We start from the raw sequence: 14,612 nt of genomic DNA on the forward strand, positions 1-14,612 counted from the left end.
GATCGCGCCGGTGCACACGCCGTCGGACGGGGACACGATCTTCGCCCTGGCGACCGGCACATGGCGGCCGACGGGCCAGGCGGTGGGCGCGGCGAGTGCAACGGCCGTCGACATCGGCACCATCGGCGCGCTCGCGGCCGACGTCACCGCGCAGGCCATCCTCAACGCCGTGCGTCACGCCGAGCCCCTGCCCTCGTTGCCGTCGGCACGCAGTCTGCGCCTCGAGCCCTGAGCCTTGACGGCCCGCTCGGAGAGCGGGCCCTACCCTGCTCTCGCCTGTGACTCTGACCCTGCTGTTCGTCTACGCCGCGGCGCTGATTGCCCTCGGGTGGTGGTCGTCACGCACGGCCACGGCCTCCGACTTCTTCGTGGCCGGCCGTCGATTGTCGCCGGCCCTGCTGGCCGGCACCCTGATCGCCGCCAACATCGGCGCCGGGTCGACCGTCGGCGCCGCCGGGCTCGGGTATCGCGACGGCCTCGCCGCGTGGTGGTGGGTCGGCTCGGCAGGCCTCGGATCGATCGTTCTCGCCCTCGTCGTCGGGCCGCGCATCTGGCGGATTGCCGCGTCCGAGGACCATCGCACGCTCGGGGACTTCCTCAAGGCCCGCTTCGGCCCTGAGGTGCGCGCGCTGATGGCGGCGCTGCTCTGGTTCGGATCGCTGGCCATCCTGGCCGCACAGTTGATTGCGCTGGGCGGCCTGCTGCAGACCGTCGCGGGCGTGCCGCGGGCCTGGGGCTGCGTCATCGGCGGCGTGGTCGCGACGTTGTACTTTGCGACCGGGGGCCTGCTGTCCTCGGCCAAGGTGAACGCCGTGCAGGTGTGCGTGCTGGTGGGCGGCCTGCTCCTCGCGCTGCCGTTCGCCTGGCCGGCGGCCGGGCTCGCGGTGTCGCTGCCCGCCGACGTGCCCGTTTCGTACTGGAGTGCGCTCGCCAGCGGCGGATCGGGCATCGTCTACCTGGCGCTGCTCGGCCCCTCGTTCATCGTGTCGCCCGGGCTGTTGCAGAAGGTGTACGGCGCGCGAGATGCGCGGGCGGTGCGCATCGGCGTACTGCTGAACGCCGTCGTGCTGCTGGCGTTTGCCGCCGTGCCGGTCCTGCTCGGGATGCTGGCGCGCGTGTCGCATCCCGTCCTCGACAACCACGAGCTCGCGTTGCCGATGCTGCTGCGCGACGACCTGCCACCCTGGCTCGGCGCGCTCGCGCTCACCGCGCTGTTCTCCGCGGAGGTGAGCACCGCCGATGCCGTGCTCTTCATGCTGTCCACGTCGGTGGCGCGCGACCTCTATGCCGGGCACCTGCGGCCCGCGGCGACCCAGGACGAGCAACTGCGGGTCGTCCGCGGCGCCGCCGTCATCGCTGGCGCGCTCGGGGTGGGCATCGCCATCTGGGCCGGCAGCATCGTCAGGACGATGGGGCTGTTCTACAGCGTGTTGAGCGCGGGCCTGTTCGTCGCCGTGATCGCCGGCCTGTTCGTGCCGCGCGCCGGACGTCGGCACGCCCTCGCCACGATGCTGGCGGGTGTCGTGACCACCACCGCGATGCACGCGACAACCGCAGGGGCCGGGCTCGTCGGTCTCGCGCCTGTCGTGTGGGGCCTGCTGGCCTCGACGGCCGCCCTGGTGGTCGCCCTGGGTAGGGCCCGCTCTCCGAGCGGGCCGTCATCGTGAGGACGCACCGCGATCGCGGTCTGACGTGACGGTGGTCTGGCGGTGACGGCCGGCTCGGAGAGCCGGCCCTACCCAGCGAAGCCGGCCCTACCCTGGGTAGGGCCCGCTCTCCGAGCGGGCCGTCATCGTGAGGATCTACGGCGACGGCGGGCCGTCACCCTCACAACAACCGATCGCGTTTGGCGACGATGCCGAAGGCGGCGACGACGTCGGGATCGAAGGCGAAGCCGGATTCGTCGCGGATGTAGCTGACGGCTTCGTCGCGGCGATCATGGGCAGGCTCGCCGTGGGGATGGGTCATGGCATCGAAGACGTCGGCCACGTGGGCGATGCGCCCGGCGAGAGGGATGGTCGCGCCGGCGATCCCCGAAGGATAGCCGGCACCGTCCCATCGCTCGTGGTGGGTGAGCGCGATGTCCTCGGCGGTGCGCAGCAGCGCCCCCATGCTGCCGGACAGGATGTCGGCCCCGATCACCGTGTGCCGCTTCATCTCCTCGAACTCGCTCGGCGTCAGCGGCCCCGGCTTCAGGAGGATCGCGTCCCGAATGCCGATCTTGCCGACATCGTGCAGGGGCGCCGCTCGCTCGATGGTCAGCGCCACCTCGGTGGGCAGTCCCAGCTCGCGGGCGAGGGCCCCGGCAAGTCGACCGACGCGTCGCGTGTGTTCGCCGGTGTTGTCGTCGCGGAACTCGGCGGCGAGCGCCAGCCGCTCGAGGATCTCGAGCCGCGCGATCTCCAGCTTCCGCGTCCGTTCCTGGACGGTCGCCTCGAGCCCGCGGTTGTGCTTGTCCAGCTGCAGGTACAGGAAGCGCGTGATGAGCAGGTTGCGGATGCGCAACAGCGCTTCGACGGCGTCGAACGGCTTGTTGAGGAAGTCCTTGGCGCCGGCCCCGAGCGCGCGCTGGCGAACCTCGACACTGAGATCGGCCGTCACAACGAGAACGGGGAGGTAGCGCTCGCCGCTGAGCAGCCCCTGCAGTTGTGCCATCACGCCGAAGCCATCGAGGCCGGGCATGTGCAGGTCCAGCAGAATCAGATCAGGACTGACCTGGCCGACCAGCGCCGCCACCTGCTCCGGTGCCGTGGTCGAGTAGAGCCGGTGATAGCCAGCAGACGTCAGCAACCGCTCGAGCAATCGGATGTTCGGCGCCTGATCATCGACGATCAGGATCCGCGCCCGTGTGATGGGCTCGGTCGGGTTCGGCACAGGCCGAGATTATAGAACGTGACCATCCTCGCGCTCGTCACCCTCGTCGTCTTTCTCGTCGCCATCGTCGACGTCGGTCTCGGCATGCGCCGATTGCGCCGGCTGGATGCGGTGCGGCAACCTCCGGCGCCCGGGGCATGGCCCGCCGTGTCCGTGGTCATTCCGGCCCGTGACGAGGAGCGACACATCGGCGACGCCCTGCGCTCGGTGCTGGCCCTCGACTATCCGGCCTTCGAGGTCCTGCTGGTGGACGACCGGTCGACCGATCGCACCGCGGCCATCGTCGACACCATCCGACTGACGCATCCGCATCTGCGCGTGGTGCGTGTGGAGCACTTGCCGGAGGGCTGGATGGGGAAGTGCCATGCGCTGGCGGTCGGGGCGGCGCAGACCACCGGCGAGGTGTTGCTCTTCACCGATGCCGATGTGGTGTTCGCGCCCGATGCGCTCCGGCGAGCCGTGGCCGTGCTCGAGGCCGACGCCCTCGACCACCTGGCCGTGGCGCCGCGGATCGTCGCGCCGACCTTCCCGCTGGCCTGCATGGTCGCGACGTTCGGCCTGTTCTTCACGCTGTTCACCCGGCCGTGGCGCGTGCCCGTCCGCGGCTCCCGCGAGCACATCGGCATCGGCGCCTTCAACCTCGTGCGACGTGGCGCGTACGAGGCCATCGGTGGACACGCCCGCGTGCGGGCCTGCCCGGACGACGACCTGCAGTTGGGCCGGGCGCTGAAGCGCGATGGGCACCGGCAGGCGCTGGCGCTGTCGGGCGGCGTCATCGCCGTCGAGTGGTATGCCAGCGTGCGTGAACTGGTGGACGGCCTGATGAAGAACGCCTTCGCGGGCCTCGGCTACCGCGTGTCGGCGGTCGTCGCGTCCGTGGTCGCGCTGTTCGTGATCAACGTGTGGCCGTTCCTCGCGCTGCTGGTGACCGACGGCCGCGTGTGGCAGCTCAATGCGATCGTGGCGGCGTGTGCCGTCGGCCTGTTCGTGCTGCACACGCGGATGTACGGCAGCCGCGGCGTGGAAGTGCTGCTGTATCCCGCGGGGGCGCTGCTGTTCTGCTGGATTCTGGTGCGTGCCGCGTGGCTGGCACTCTCGACCGGGGGGATCGAGTGGCGAGGGCGCTTCTATACGCTCGAAGAGATTCGAGCCTATAGAAGCCGATGACGGCCACGGCCTACGGCTTCCGCTGACGGCCCGTTCGGAGAACGGGCCCTACCCATGGAACTCCCGCGCCGGGTAGGGCCGGCTGGCTGGGTAGGGCCGGCTGGCTGGGTAGGGCCGGCTGGCTGGGTAGGGCCGGCTCTCCGAGCCGGCCGTCATCGTCAGACCACCGTCACCGTCAAACCGCGTAATCGTGACGGCCCGTTCGGAGAACGGGCCCTACCCGCAGCAATCAGGCGCGGACGACGGTGGTCGGTCCTGCGGGAGCCGGCTGCACGATGTTGCGCGTGTCGATGACCAGGTCGACACCGGCGTACAGCGCTGGATCCTTGAACTGCCCGTGCGCGGTCGACACCAGCAGCGCGTCGTAGCTGCGGAACGTCGCGTTGTCGCACGGCACCGACGACAGGTTCAGCGAGTGGCGCCGGCCATGCCGCGCGTGCGGGAAGTAGGGATCGCAGTAGTCGACGTGCGCGCCCTTGTCCTGCAGGAACTCGATCAGCTCGTACGAGGGCGACTCGCGGTCGTCGTCGATGTTCTCCTTGTAGGAGAGGCCGAGCACGAGGATGCGGGAGCCCTTGACGCTCTTGCGGGCGTCGTTGAGCGCGTCAGCCACCTTGCTGACGACGTACCGCGGCATGCCGGTGTTGATCTCGCCGGCCAGTTCGATGAACCGCGTCCACATGCCGTACTCGGACGCCTTCCACGACAGGTAGAAGGGGTCGAGCGGGATGCAGTGGCCGCCGAGGCCGGGGCCCGGGTAGAACGCCGTGAATCCGAACGGCTTGGTCTTGGCCGCCTCGATCACTTCCCAGACGTTGATCCCCATGCGGTCGAAGGTGACCTTGAGCTCGTTGACGAGCGCGATGTTGATCGACCGGAAGACGTTCTCGAGCAGCTTGCTGGACTCGGCCACACGGGCCGACGACACCGGGATCACCTTGTCCACGCCTGCGGCATACAGCGCCACGGCCGCCTCGGTGGACGGCGCGTTGACGCCGCCGACGACCTTCGGGATGGTCTTGGTGTTGAAGTGCGCGTTGCCCGGATCCTCGCGCTCGGGCGAGAAGGCGAGCAGGAAGTCGTCGGGGCACGTCAGGCCGGACGCCTCGAGCAGCGGCAGCACTTCCTCGTCGGTCGTGCCCGGATAGGTGGTCGACTCGAGCACGACCAGCTGGCCCTTGCGCAAGCGCGTGGCAATCGCCTTGGCCGTGTTGTGGATGTACGAGAGGTCGGGTTCGCGGTGGGTGCCGAGCGGCGTCGGGACGCAGATGAGAATCGCGTCGCACTCCGACAGTCGGTCGAAGTCCGTGGTCACCGTGAACCGGCCGCGGTCGATGGACGCCTTGACCCGGTCTGAGCCGATGTGCCGAATGTAGGACTCGCCGCGCGACAGGGCGTCGATCTTCTTGGCGTCGACGTCCAGCCCGAGCACGCGGAAGCCCGCCTCCTCGAACACGAGGGCGAGGGGGAGTCCGACGTAGCCCTGCCCGATGATGCCGACGACCGCCGAGCGGTCCTGGATGCGTGAAAGCGTCTGATTCATGGTCGTGGATGTGTCCGGGCCCGGCCCGCTCGACAGGCTAGCCTAGCAGAGGGCTTCCCTCAGTGCGTTATCGGGCGGTGCGCGTCGCCCCATGAGCGCGACGAGCTTGCCCCTCGTTCTGATGGCGTGGCATGGTTATGACGTGATTAGCTGATCTTCTGAAGAGAGGACGTCACGTGCCCCAGAACCCCCTCCGGCTCAAGCGCATCCACCACGTCCGGTTCGTCGTCGGCAACGCCCGCCAGGCGGCGTTCTTCTATCGGAAGGGCTTCGGGTTCTCGCAACTGGCCTACAGCGGCCTCGAAACCGGCAACCGGGACCGCGCCTGCTACGTGATGGGGCAGGGGACCGCACGGTTCGTCCTCACCACGCCGTATCGGTCCACCTCGGGTGACGCCGCCCACCTGCACGCCCACGGCGACGGCATCGTGGACATCGCCTTCCAGGTCGAGGACGCCGATGCCGCCTTTCACGCCGCGCTCGCGCGCGGTGCGGAGCCGGCGTCCCCGCCGACCACCCTGAGCGACGACCACGGCGCGGTCAGGCACAGCGCCATCCGGACCTACGGGGACACGATCCACTCGTTCTACGCGCTCGGCGACTACATCGGCCCGTTCCTCCCCGGGTACGTCGAGCGGCCCGTGCCGGGAGAGGACGTCGGCCTCCTGCGGGTGGACCACATGGTCGGCAACGTCGAACTGGGCCGGATGGAGTACTGGGCCGACTGGTACAGCCGGGTGCTCGGCTTCGAGCGCTACATCAGCTTCGACGACACCGACATCTCCACCGAGTACAGCGCTCTCATGAGCATCGTGATGAGCGACAACTCGTTCGCGATCAAGTTTCCGCTCAACGAGCCGGCGGCGGGCAAGCGCAAGAGCCAGATCGACGAGTACCTGGACTTCTACGGGGGGCCAGGCGTGCAGCACGTCGCGCTGCTGACGCAGGACATCGCGCGTACGGTGACGGCCCTGCGCGCCAACGGGATCGAGTTCCTCGACGTGCCGGATGCCTACTACGACCTCCTGCCACAGCGCATCGGACCAATCGACGAAGCCATGGAGATGATCCGCGGCCTGCGCATCCTCGTCGACCGCGACGAGGAGGGCTACCTGCTGCAGTTGTTCTCCAGGCCTGTCGAGGATCGCCCGACCGTCTTCTACGAGATCATCCAGCGCAAGGGCAGTCGGGGGTTCGGCAAGGGGAACTTCCGTGCCCTGTTCGAGGCCATCGAACGCGAACAGGCGTTGCGCGGAAACTTGTAGAATCACGACCGTGGCGCGATCGCACGCCGTACTCGCCGGGCTGTTCGACTATGCGGGACTCTTTCCGCCGGCCTCGCTGTCACTCGACACCACCCTCGACACCTACGCCCGCATGCGCGCCAGCGGCGACGGCTGGATGCTTGGTCGCCTCGTGGTCCCAGCCAATCGCCTCGGCGAGGTGAGTGCCCTCGCCCCTCGCTACCTGCCCACCGAGGATGGCGCTGACCCGTGGCGCATCAGCGCCCTGGGCACGTCCGACCTGCAGGCGGACGTCGCGCACATCCAGACCTTCAACGAACGTCACCGGAGTCCGGCGCAGGGCGCAGCGGTGGTGGACACGGTCGAGACCACGGTCACGAGCCTGGCTGACGTCCGCGCGCTGCGCGTGTGGGGCAGTCGGGGCTTCGAGGTCTACTGCGAAGTTCCGCTCGGCGACGACCTGGACCCGGTGCTCGATGCCGTGGCGCAGGGGGGCCTGCATGGCAAGGTCCGGACAGGAGGCACGACACCCGCCAGCATTCCGGCGGCCGACGACGTGGCGGCCTTCCTGTGCGGGTGTGTGGCCCGCGGCGTGGTGGCCAAGGCGACCGCTGGACTGCATCACGCGATCACCGGTCTGCACCCGCTGTGGACCGCGCCCGACGCACCGCAGGCGGTGATGCTCGGCTACCTGAACGTCATCCTGGCCGCCGGCATTGCCGAGGGGGCCGGCCGCGCCGCCGCCCAGAGCGCCGAGGTCTGCGCCACGGTCGCGCACCTGCTCTCGGTCACGACCGCGCCGACGTGGCCGGGGCATGCGCAGGTCGACTGGCGTGGTCCGCACGGGGCCATCATCGAGGGACCGCTCGAGCCGTTCGCCGTCTCGGGCCGCGCCCTGATCCGCAGCATCGGCACCTGCGCGCTGGATGAGCCGGTGGCTGACGCCCGTCGCATCGGGCTCACGAGATAGTTCGAGTACTCTGGTTCAGGCCCTGGGAGCCACACAACAGCAAATGCAGCGGATTCCTGCCCTTCAGGGCCTGCGTGCCCTCGCAGTCCTTCTAGTCGTCATCTATCACGCCTGGCCTGCCGCTCTTCCGGGTGGATACCTCGGCGTCGATGTGTTCTTCGTCATCTCCGGCTTCCTCATCACGTCGCTGCTTCTGCGCGAATTGGATCGTAGCGGAACTATCGATTTCGCCGAGTTCTACGCGCGACGAATCCGACGCCTCGGTCCTGCGCTCGTGGTCGTGACGCTCGCCGTCATGGGCGGCTCCTGGCTCTTCCATGCGCCGATGGAGCGAAAGATGCTGACGTCGGCCGCGGTGGCCACGCTGGCGTACCTGAGCAATTTCTGGTACGCCTCGTCCGCGACGGACTATCTGGCGGAAGGCCAGCACGACAACGCGCTGCTGCACTCCTGGTCGCTGTCGGTCGAAGAGCAGTTCTATCTCGTGTGGCCGGGTTTGCTGTGGCTCCTGACACGCGGCACTCCCAGCCGTCGTCGGCTCGCCGTGGGCATCGCCGCGCTGTGTGCCGTGTCCTTCGTGGTGTGTCTGTACCTCATGTCGTGGGCCCAGCCCTGGGCCTTCTTTGCATCGCCGACGAGGGCGTGGGAGTTCGGAGCCGGGGCGCTGGTATCGCTCCTGACAGGACATCGAATCGAGCGCGCACTGTCTGGGCCGGTCTGGCAATGGGCCTCGATGGCGGCCTTGCTCGGATGTGCGTTCCTGTTCTCGGCGACGACCGCCCACCCCGGAGTCATCACCGTCTTGCCAGTGGTGGCTACCGGCATGCTGCTGATGGGCCTTTCGCAACCCACGTCGAGGATCTCGAGGACGCTGGCCCTCCGACCGGCTGTGTGGCTCGGCGACATCTCCTACTCGCTCTATCTGTGGCACTGGCCGATCCTGTTACTCACGCGAGACATCTTCCGACTCGACAGCCCTGGCGTCCTGCTCGTCGCGGTGGTCGTGTCGATCGGTGTGGCTCAGATGTCGTACGTCGCCGTTGAGGAGCCTCTGCGGCACAGTCCGCGCCTGATGGGGCACCCGGCTCGGTCACTGCTCACGCTGGGAAGTGTGAGCGCGCTCGCGATCGCCCTGATCTTGGGGGTCCGCTGGGGAGCCACGAAGGACGCAGCGGCGACCGACCAGAGACAATACGCCGCCGCCACGCGTGATCGGGCCGATGTCTACGCCGAAGACTGCCACGCGGACTACTTCGAGACCGAGCCGAAGAAGTGCACTCGAGGTGATGAAGCTGCGAGTGACGTGATGGTGCTGCTCGGCGACTCCCACGCGGCGCACTGGGCCCCTGCCCTGGATGTGGCTGCGGAACGCTTGCACATGAGGCTGCTGACGTACACCAAGTCCGCCTGTCCCGCACCGGTGTTCGAACCGTTTGACGCAAGCCTGGGCCGTGCATATGCGGAATGCTCGGCGTGGGGCCGCAAGGTCTTGCGGGAGATCGCAGAATTGCACCCGCGTGTGGTCGTGCTGTCGCTGTCACGCGGGTATCTCGATCATCTGACCCCGGGCGCCATGGCACGGTGGCAGGCCGGGGTCGCCAGCGCCAGCACGCAGTTGGCGAAGGTGGCCGACCGGGTCGTCGTGATGGCTGACGTACCTCGTCCCGGGTTCAGTGTCCCGAATTGCCTCGCACGTGCGGCGTGGAGAGGTGTCGACGGGGACCGTTTGTGCAGCTTCGATACGGCGCACGAAGCTCACGAGACCGCCCGGATGTGGCCTGCTCGCGCGCTTTCTATGGGAGGGGCGGCCTTCATCGAGACAGCATCACTGGTCTGCGGGACCTCGCCCTGTCGACCCATGCATGACGGGATGATCCGATTCGCCGACACAAACCATCTGACGGCCAGCTTCAGCGGGTCGCTCGCGAGTTCTTTGTTCGAGCCGCTGCGAGTCGCGATCGACCCCGCTAGCTCCGGAGGAGTGACCGTTCAGACGGGCGCGCGGTGAAGTGGCAACGATGCGTCCGAAGCGTGCCATGAGCGTGGAGGAATCGGAGCTGCGGGCGCCGCTCGGACAGTCGGCCGAGCCCATTCCGCCGTTGGCTTATGGTGCGTTCACCGCATCTGGCTCGAGAACACCCCGACCAGGGTGCGCTTTGGGCGATCGGCTTCTTGACCTGACGGCGGCGACCTCCGCCGGACTGTTCGACGACCATCACGCCCGTGTCCGGCGTGCCCTGCAATCGCCGCGGCTTGATGGGATTCTGGCGCTGGAGCGCCAGGAGTGGGCTGCCCTTTACAACCGGGTGAGACAACTCCTCACGGCGGGCGAGCAAGGATGGCGATCTCGTCGGGACGCGGTCCGTTCGTGCCTCGTACCGATGACCGCCGCCACCCTGCACTTGCCCATGACCGTCGGCGACTACACCGACTTCTACGCCTCCATTCACCACGCGACCAACGTCGGCACGATGCTGCGGCCCGACCAGCCGCTGCTGCCCAACTACCGTCACCTGCCCGTCGGGTATCACGGGCGTGCCTCCTCCGTGGTCGTCAGCGGCACGCCGGTGCGGCGCCCGTGGGGACAGACCCTGCCGCAGGGAGCGCAGGTGCCGACCTTCGGGCCCTCACAGCGGCTGGACTACGAACTCGAGGTGGGACTGGTCATCGGCGGCGAGAACCCGCTGGGCGAGCCCGTGCCGGTGGGGCAGGCCCTCGATCGCGTGTTCGGCCTCGTGCTGCTCAACGACTGGTCCGCACGCGACATCCAGGCCTGGGAGTACCAGCCGCTCGGGCCCTTTCTGGGCAAGAGCTTCGCCACCAGCATCTCGGCGTGGGTCGTGCCCCTGGACGCACTGGCCACGCGAGTCGCCCCGGCGCCCAGGCGTGAGGCGAACGAGCCGCCGCTGCTGCCGTATCTGCTGGATGCCGACGACCAGGCGCACGGTTCCCTCGACGTCGACCTCGAGGTATGGCTCTCCACCGAGGAGATGCGTCGTCGCGCCATGCCACCCGTCCGCGTGAGCCGGAGCAACCTGCGCGACCTCGCGTGGACGCCCGCCCAACTGGTCGCCCATCACACCAGCAACGGCTGCAACCTTCGTCCGGGTGACCTGCTCGGGACGGGGACGGTGTCGGGCCCATCGCCGGAGTCGCGCGGCTGCCTCCTCGAGCGCACCTGGCGAGGCACCGAGCCGCTCGCGCTGCCGACCGGCGAATCACGACGGTTCCTGGACGATGGCGACGAGGTGACGCTGACGTCCCCCTGGCTCGGGGCGTGCCGGGGCCGCATCGTGCCTCGGCCGTGAGCGGCGCTGGTATACAGTGACGTGGCGCCCGCCGCGGCGCGGACTGGATACGACAAGTCGATGCGTGTGACGTGTATCGTGGGCGCCCGGCCCAACTTCATGAAGGTCGCCCCGATTCTCGCGGCGATGCGTGCCTATCCCGCGCTCGTCGCGCGGTTGGTGCATACCGGACAGCACTACGACGAGCGCATGTCCACGCTGTTCTTCCGCGAACTCGGCCTGCCGCAGCCCGATGCCTATCTGGGTGTGGGCTCCGGCTCCCACGCCGTCCAGACGGCGCGCGTGATGGAGCTGTTCGACGCCGAGCTCGACCAGCATCCCGCCGACGTCGTGCTGGTGGTCGGCGACGTGAACTCGACGATCGCCTGCGCGCTGGTCGCCGCCAAGCGGAACATCCTCGTCGCTCACGTCGAGGCCGGCCTGCGCAGCCGCGACCGCCGCATGCCCGAGGAAATCAACCGCATCCTCACCGACCAGATCTCCGACTACCTCTTCACGAGCGAACGGTCCGCGCTCGAGAACCTGACGGCCGAGGGCATCGACGCGGCGCGCGTGCGCTTTGTCGGCAACGTGATGATCGACACGCTGGTCACGCATCGCGCCGCGGCCGGCACACGCACCGTGGTCGGCGACCTGGGCTACCAGTCGAAGCAGTACGCCTTGATCACGCTGCATCGCCCCAGCAACGTGGACACGCCGGAGGCGGCGGCCAACACCGTGGCGGCCATCGAGGCCGTGGCGGCCCGCCTGCCGGTGATCATCCCGCTGCACCCGCGCACGTCCGGCAAGCTGCAGCAGTTCGACCTGCTCGGGCGCGTCACCGCGCTGCCCGGGGCCCGCGTGGTCGAGCCGCAGGGCTACCTGGATTTCCTCTGTCTGATGGACAACGCCGCCCTGGTGTTCACCGATTCCGGCGGCATTCAGGAAGAGACCACCGCGCTCGGCGTGCCGTGCCTGACGTTCCGGGATTCGACCGAGCGGCCGATCACCGTGACCGAAGGCACCAACGTGCTGCTCGGCACCGAGGCCGCTGCGGTCCCGGCGGCAGTCGACGCGGCGCTGAAGGGGCGCACGGGCGCGCGCATCCCGGAGTACTGGGATGGCAAGGCCTCCGAGCGCATCGTCTCGATCCTCGTCGCCGGCGCGTCCTGAGCGCGGTCAGTCCAGGGTGCGTGCCGGCAGCGGGCCCATCGTGGTCACGACGTCGGCAACCGGCGCGAAACGGAAGTCGTCCAGCAGGCGGGCCAGTCGCCCGAGTGTCCGCCCCAGGTTGCCGTAGTGACGCAGCCGCGTCGCCAGGCCGACCGGCAGCCGCGGTTGCTCGGTGTCGATCTCCCAGGGGTGCAGGTAGAAGATGGCCGGCCGTCGTTCGGTGTCGTTGAGACGCGCCAGCCCATAGCGTGTCCACTGGTAGGGCAGGAGGCGGAAGTACCCGCCGCCGGCGACCGCCAGGTTCTGTCCGCCCAGGCGAATCGTCGACGGGGGCACCTCCTGCAGCACGCCTGACGGGCGCGATACCTGATAGGCGTGGCGCGGCGCGTCGGGGATGCCGTACCGGTCGTGCCGCACCGGAAACACGCTCGCGTCGTACGTGTAGCCTTCCTCGAGCAGGGCGTCCAGCGCCCACAGCGACTGCTTCGTGATGCTGAAACTGGGCGCGCGATAACCGTGCACCGCCTGTCCCGTCAGCGATTCCAGCAGCTGCTTGCTCCGGCGGATGTCCTCACGGAAGTCTGCCGGCGTCAGGCTGTAGACGATCTGGTGCCAGTAGCCGTGGGAGGCGACTTCGTGCCCGGCCGCCGCGATGTCGCGGACCAGCGCCGGGTAGCGGTCGGCCACCCACCCCAGGATGAAGAAGGTGGCCCGCACCTCGCGCGAGGCGAACAGGTCCAGCAGGGCATGAGTGGTGGGGACGACGCGGGAGGGGAGGGTGGTCCAGGCGTCCCGCGGCGCAACCCGCTCGAGCGCGCTGGCGTGGAAGTATTCCTCCACGTCCACGGACATGGCGTTGATGGGGCGCGAGGCGGTCGTCACGGCCCGAGTATTGTCCCAGAGCGGTGAAGGGGCGCCAAACAAAAAGCCGCGACACCTTGCGGTGCCGCGGCCTTCCAAGACCCGTGGGGGTCAGGTCTTACTGATTGCGACGACGACGAGCCGCAACCGCGCTGCCGAGCAGGCCGAGACCGAGCAGGCTCATCGTGGCCGGCTCCGGCACAACGGCCGCCTGCGACGAGGAGAAGCTCAACTGCGACTGGGCCGAGTTCGCCGTGAACGACCAGGAGGCCTTCGTGTCCTCGTAGCCGTCCGCACGGAGAATACCCTCACCGAGCAGAGCCATGAAGCTCGACTGGTTGTTGCCCGTCTGGAACTTCGAGTTGATGACCGTCAGCTCGAACGAGTAGTTGACCATGCCCATCGAGAACTGCCACAGCACGAGCGGCGTGCTGGCGTTCAGCGGATTGAAGGTGAAGTCCGTGAACGTCACCGCCTGGCCGTTGGTGCCAACATAGGTCCCCTGGCCGTTGCTCGTCGTGCCAGTCGAGGTGAAGTCCACACCGGTCGCGTTGCCCCAGTGTGAACCCGGCGGCACCGGCTGAACGCCCGCCCCCGTGATGTCGAGCCCACCAGTGATCGGTGCTGCCATCGCGGCCGAAGCCGTCGTGACGGCGAGGGCCATTGCCAGAACTGCCTGCTTCAAAGAAAAGCTCATGCCTGATTCCTCCCCCAAATTAGGGTCCATCTAGGTACATCTGCTTACAACGTCCCGGGACTTCGATACGAACGACCAGGGTGATGTTCCGTCCCGGCGTCCGCCTCGCCCCGCAGCGAACAACCCCTTCTATAGCAACATCGATGCCGACTCGCGGCTTGGCTCGGAATCGACGAAAAACCTAGGGATTCGTGCGATCTCAGGTTTTCGACGCTGCAAGGGCTTCAGTGAAATCTCGATCTAGGAAGACTTAAGTTCTTGCGCGGCGATCTTGGCTGCCAATGGCGGGTGTTGCTGGTCGCGCCGGGACAGGACCACGTCGGTCAGTGGCCAGGTGATGCCAAGGACCGGATCGTTCCACATCACCCCGCCCTCGTCGGCCGCGTCGTAGAAGGCCGTGCACTTGTATTCCACCTGCGCGACGGGGCTGATGACGCAGAACCCGTGCGCATACCCGGGCGGCACGTAAATCTGCTTGAAGTTGTCCGCCGTCAATAAGACGCCGACCCAGTGCCCGAAGGTGCTCGAGCTCGGGTCGATATCGGCGGCGACATCGAAGATCTCGCCTTCCACGGCCCGCACCAGTTTGCCCTGCGGTCGCGTCCGCTGGAAATGGAGGCCGCGCAACGTGCCCTGCCGGGACCGCGAGTGGTTGTCCTGGACGAAGGTCACGTCCAGGCCCGCCTCTGCGTACCGGGTGGCGTGATAGGTCTCGAGGAAGAAGCCGCGCTCGTCGCGAAACACCGTCGGCTCGATGATGACGACGCCGGGGAGGGCGGTGGGGAGGACCTGCATG

Annotated in this window: 13 protein-coding genes; 8 read left to right on the forward strand and 5 right to left on the reverse strand. The window is 68.3% G+C overall.

Annotation, left to right across the window (positions count from 1 at the left end; genetic code table 11):
* On the forward strand, positions 1-232 hold a 232-nt coding region (locus Q0C41_RS13840; RefSeq protein WP_291984375.1), incomplete at its 5' end, for a P1 family peptidase.
* A gap of 46 nt (positions 233-278) precedes the next feature.
* Positions 279-1,667 carry a sodium:solute symporter family protein gene (locus Q0C41_RS13845; RefSeq protein ID WP_291984376.1) on the forward strand — a complete coding sequence of 463 codons (1,389 nt, stop codon included), beginning with the start codon at positions 279-281 and terminating at the stop codon, positions 1,665-1,667.
* 160 nt (positions 1,668-1,827) lie between these two features.
* Here Q0C41_RS13845 and Q0C41_RS13850 read toward each other — a convergent pair whose 3' ends face one another.
* Positions 1,828-2,874: an HD domain-containing phosphohydrolase gene (locus tag Q0C41_RS13850; RefSeq protein ID WP_291984377.1), complete on the reverse strand. Its 1,047-nt coding sequence runs from the start codon at positions 2,872-2,874 to the stop codon at positions 1,828-1,830.
* Positions 2,875-2,892: 18 nt separating this feature from the next.
* On the opposite strand from Q0C41_RS13850, the gene Q0C41_RS13855 reads away from it, so the two are divergent.
* Positions 2,893-4,041 (forward strand): glycosyltransferase, encoded by a 1,149-nt coding sequence (locus Q0C41_RS13855; RefSeq protein ID WP_291984378.1) that lies wholly within the window; start codon positions 2,893-2,895, stop codon positions 4,039-4,041.
* Between the two features lie 229 nt (positions 4,042-4,270).
* Here the strand turns inward: Q0C41_RS13855 and Q0C41_RS13860 are convergent, their stop codons facing one another.
* Entirely contained in the window at positions 4,271-5,584 is a 1,314-nt protein-coding gene (locus Q0C41_RS13860; RefSeq protein ID WP_291984379.1) for a nucleotide sugar dehydrogenase, read from the reverse strand.
* 176 nt (positions 5,585-5,760) lie between these two features.
* Here Q0C41_RS13860 and hppD point away from each other — a divergent pair, with 176 nt between their 5' ends.
* Genes hppD through wecB form a run of 5 tightly spaced genes read left to right on the forward strand, consistent with a single transcriptional unit; the run spans position 5,761 to position 12,258 of the window.
* On the forward strand, positions 5,761-6,849 hold the full coding sequence (gene hppD, locus Q0C41_RS13865; protein ID WP_291984380.1) for a 4-hydroxyphenylpyruvate dioxygenase: 1,089 nt from the start codon (positions 5,761-5,763) through the stop codon (positions 6,847-6,849).
* Positions 6,850-6,859: 10 nt separating this feature from the next.
* On the forward strand, positions 6,860-7,798 hold the full coding sequence (locus Q0C41_RS13870; protein WP_291984381.1) for a hypothetical protein: 939 nt from the start codon (positions 6,860-6,862) through the stop codon (positions 7,796-7,798).
* Between the two features lie 43 nt (positions 7,799-7,841).
* Entirely contained in the window at positions 7,842-9,806 is a 1,965-nt protein-coding gene (locus tag Q0C41_RS13875; protein ID WP_291984382.1) for an acyltransferase family protein, read from the forward strand.
* A 28-nt stretch (positions 9,807-9,834) separates the two neighbouring features.
* Positions 9,835-11,106, forward strand: coding sequence for a fumarylacetoacetase (gene fahA / locus Q0C41_RS13880; protein ID WP_291984397.1), 1,272 nt, complete (start codon positions 9,835-9,837; stop codon positions 11,104-11,106).
* A gap of 60 nt (positions 11,107-11,166) precedes the next feature.
* Entirely contained in the window at positions 11,167-12,258 is a 1,092-nt protein-coding gene (gene wecB / locus Q0C41_RS13885; RefSeq protein WP_291984383.1) for a non-hydrolyzing UDP-N-acetylglucosamine 2-epimerase, read from the forward strand.
* A gap of 6 nt (positions 12,259-12,264) precedes the next feature.
* Here wecB and Q0C41_RS13890 read toward each other — a convergent pair whose 3' ends face one another.
* The 3 genes from Q0C41_RS13890 to rfbC form a co-directional block, all read right to left on the reverse strand.
* Positions 12,265-13,140, reverse strand: coding sequence for an XrtA system polysaccharide deacetylase (locus Q0C41_RS13890; RefSeq protein WP_291984384.1), 876 nt, complete (start codon positions 13,138-13,140; stop codon positions 12,265-12,267).
* Between the two features lie 97 nt (positions 13,141-13,237).
* Positions 13,238-13,750, reverse strand: a complete 513-nt coding sequence (locus Q0C41_RS13895; protein WP_291984385.1) for a PEP-CTERM sorting domain-containing protein — start codon at positions 13,748-13,750, stop codon at positions 13,238-13,240.
* A 306-nt stretch (positions 13,751-14,056) separates the two neighbouring features.
* On the reverse strand, positions 14,057-14,611 hold the full coding sequence (rfbC, locus tag Q0C41_RS13900) for a dTDP-4-dehydrorhamnose 3,5-epimerase (protein WP_291984386.1): 555 nt from the start codon (positions 14,609-14,611) through the stop codon (positions 14,057-14,059).
* Position 14,612 lies beyond the last annotated feature (1 nt).

Source organism: Luteitalea sp. (genome assembly GCF_022842525.1).
Lineage (GTDB): Bacteria > Acidobacteriota > Vicinamibacteria > Vicinamibacterales > Vicinamibacteraceae > Luteitalea.

Excerpts from the sequence above, each read along its gene's own strand:
- Q0C41_RS13875 (WP_291984382.1), top strand. The coding sequence starts at position 7,842 with ATGCAGCGGATTCCTGCCCTTCAGGGCCTGCGTGCCCTCGCAGTCCTT.
- wecB (WP_291984383.1), top strand. The coding sequence starts at position 11,167 with ATGCGTGTGACGTGTATCGTGGGCGCCCGGCCCAACTTCATGAAGGTC.
- fahA (WP_291984397.1), top strand. The coding sequence starts at position 9,835 with ATGAGCGTGGAGGAATCGGAGCTGCGGGCGCCGCTCGGACAGTCGGCC.
- Q0C41_RS13895 (WP_291984385.1), bottom strand. The coding sequence starts at position 13,750 with ATGGCAGCACCGATCACTGGTGGGCTCGACATCACGGGGGCGGGCGTT.
- rfbC (WP_291984386.1), bottom strand. The coding sequence starts at position 14,611 with ATGCAGGTCCTCCCCACCGCCCTCCCCGGCGTCGTCATCATCGAGCCG.
- Q0C41_RS13860 (WP_291984379.1), bottom strand. The coding sequence starts at position 5,584 with ATGAATCAGACGCTTTCACGCATCCAGGACCGCTCGGCGGTCGTCGGC.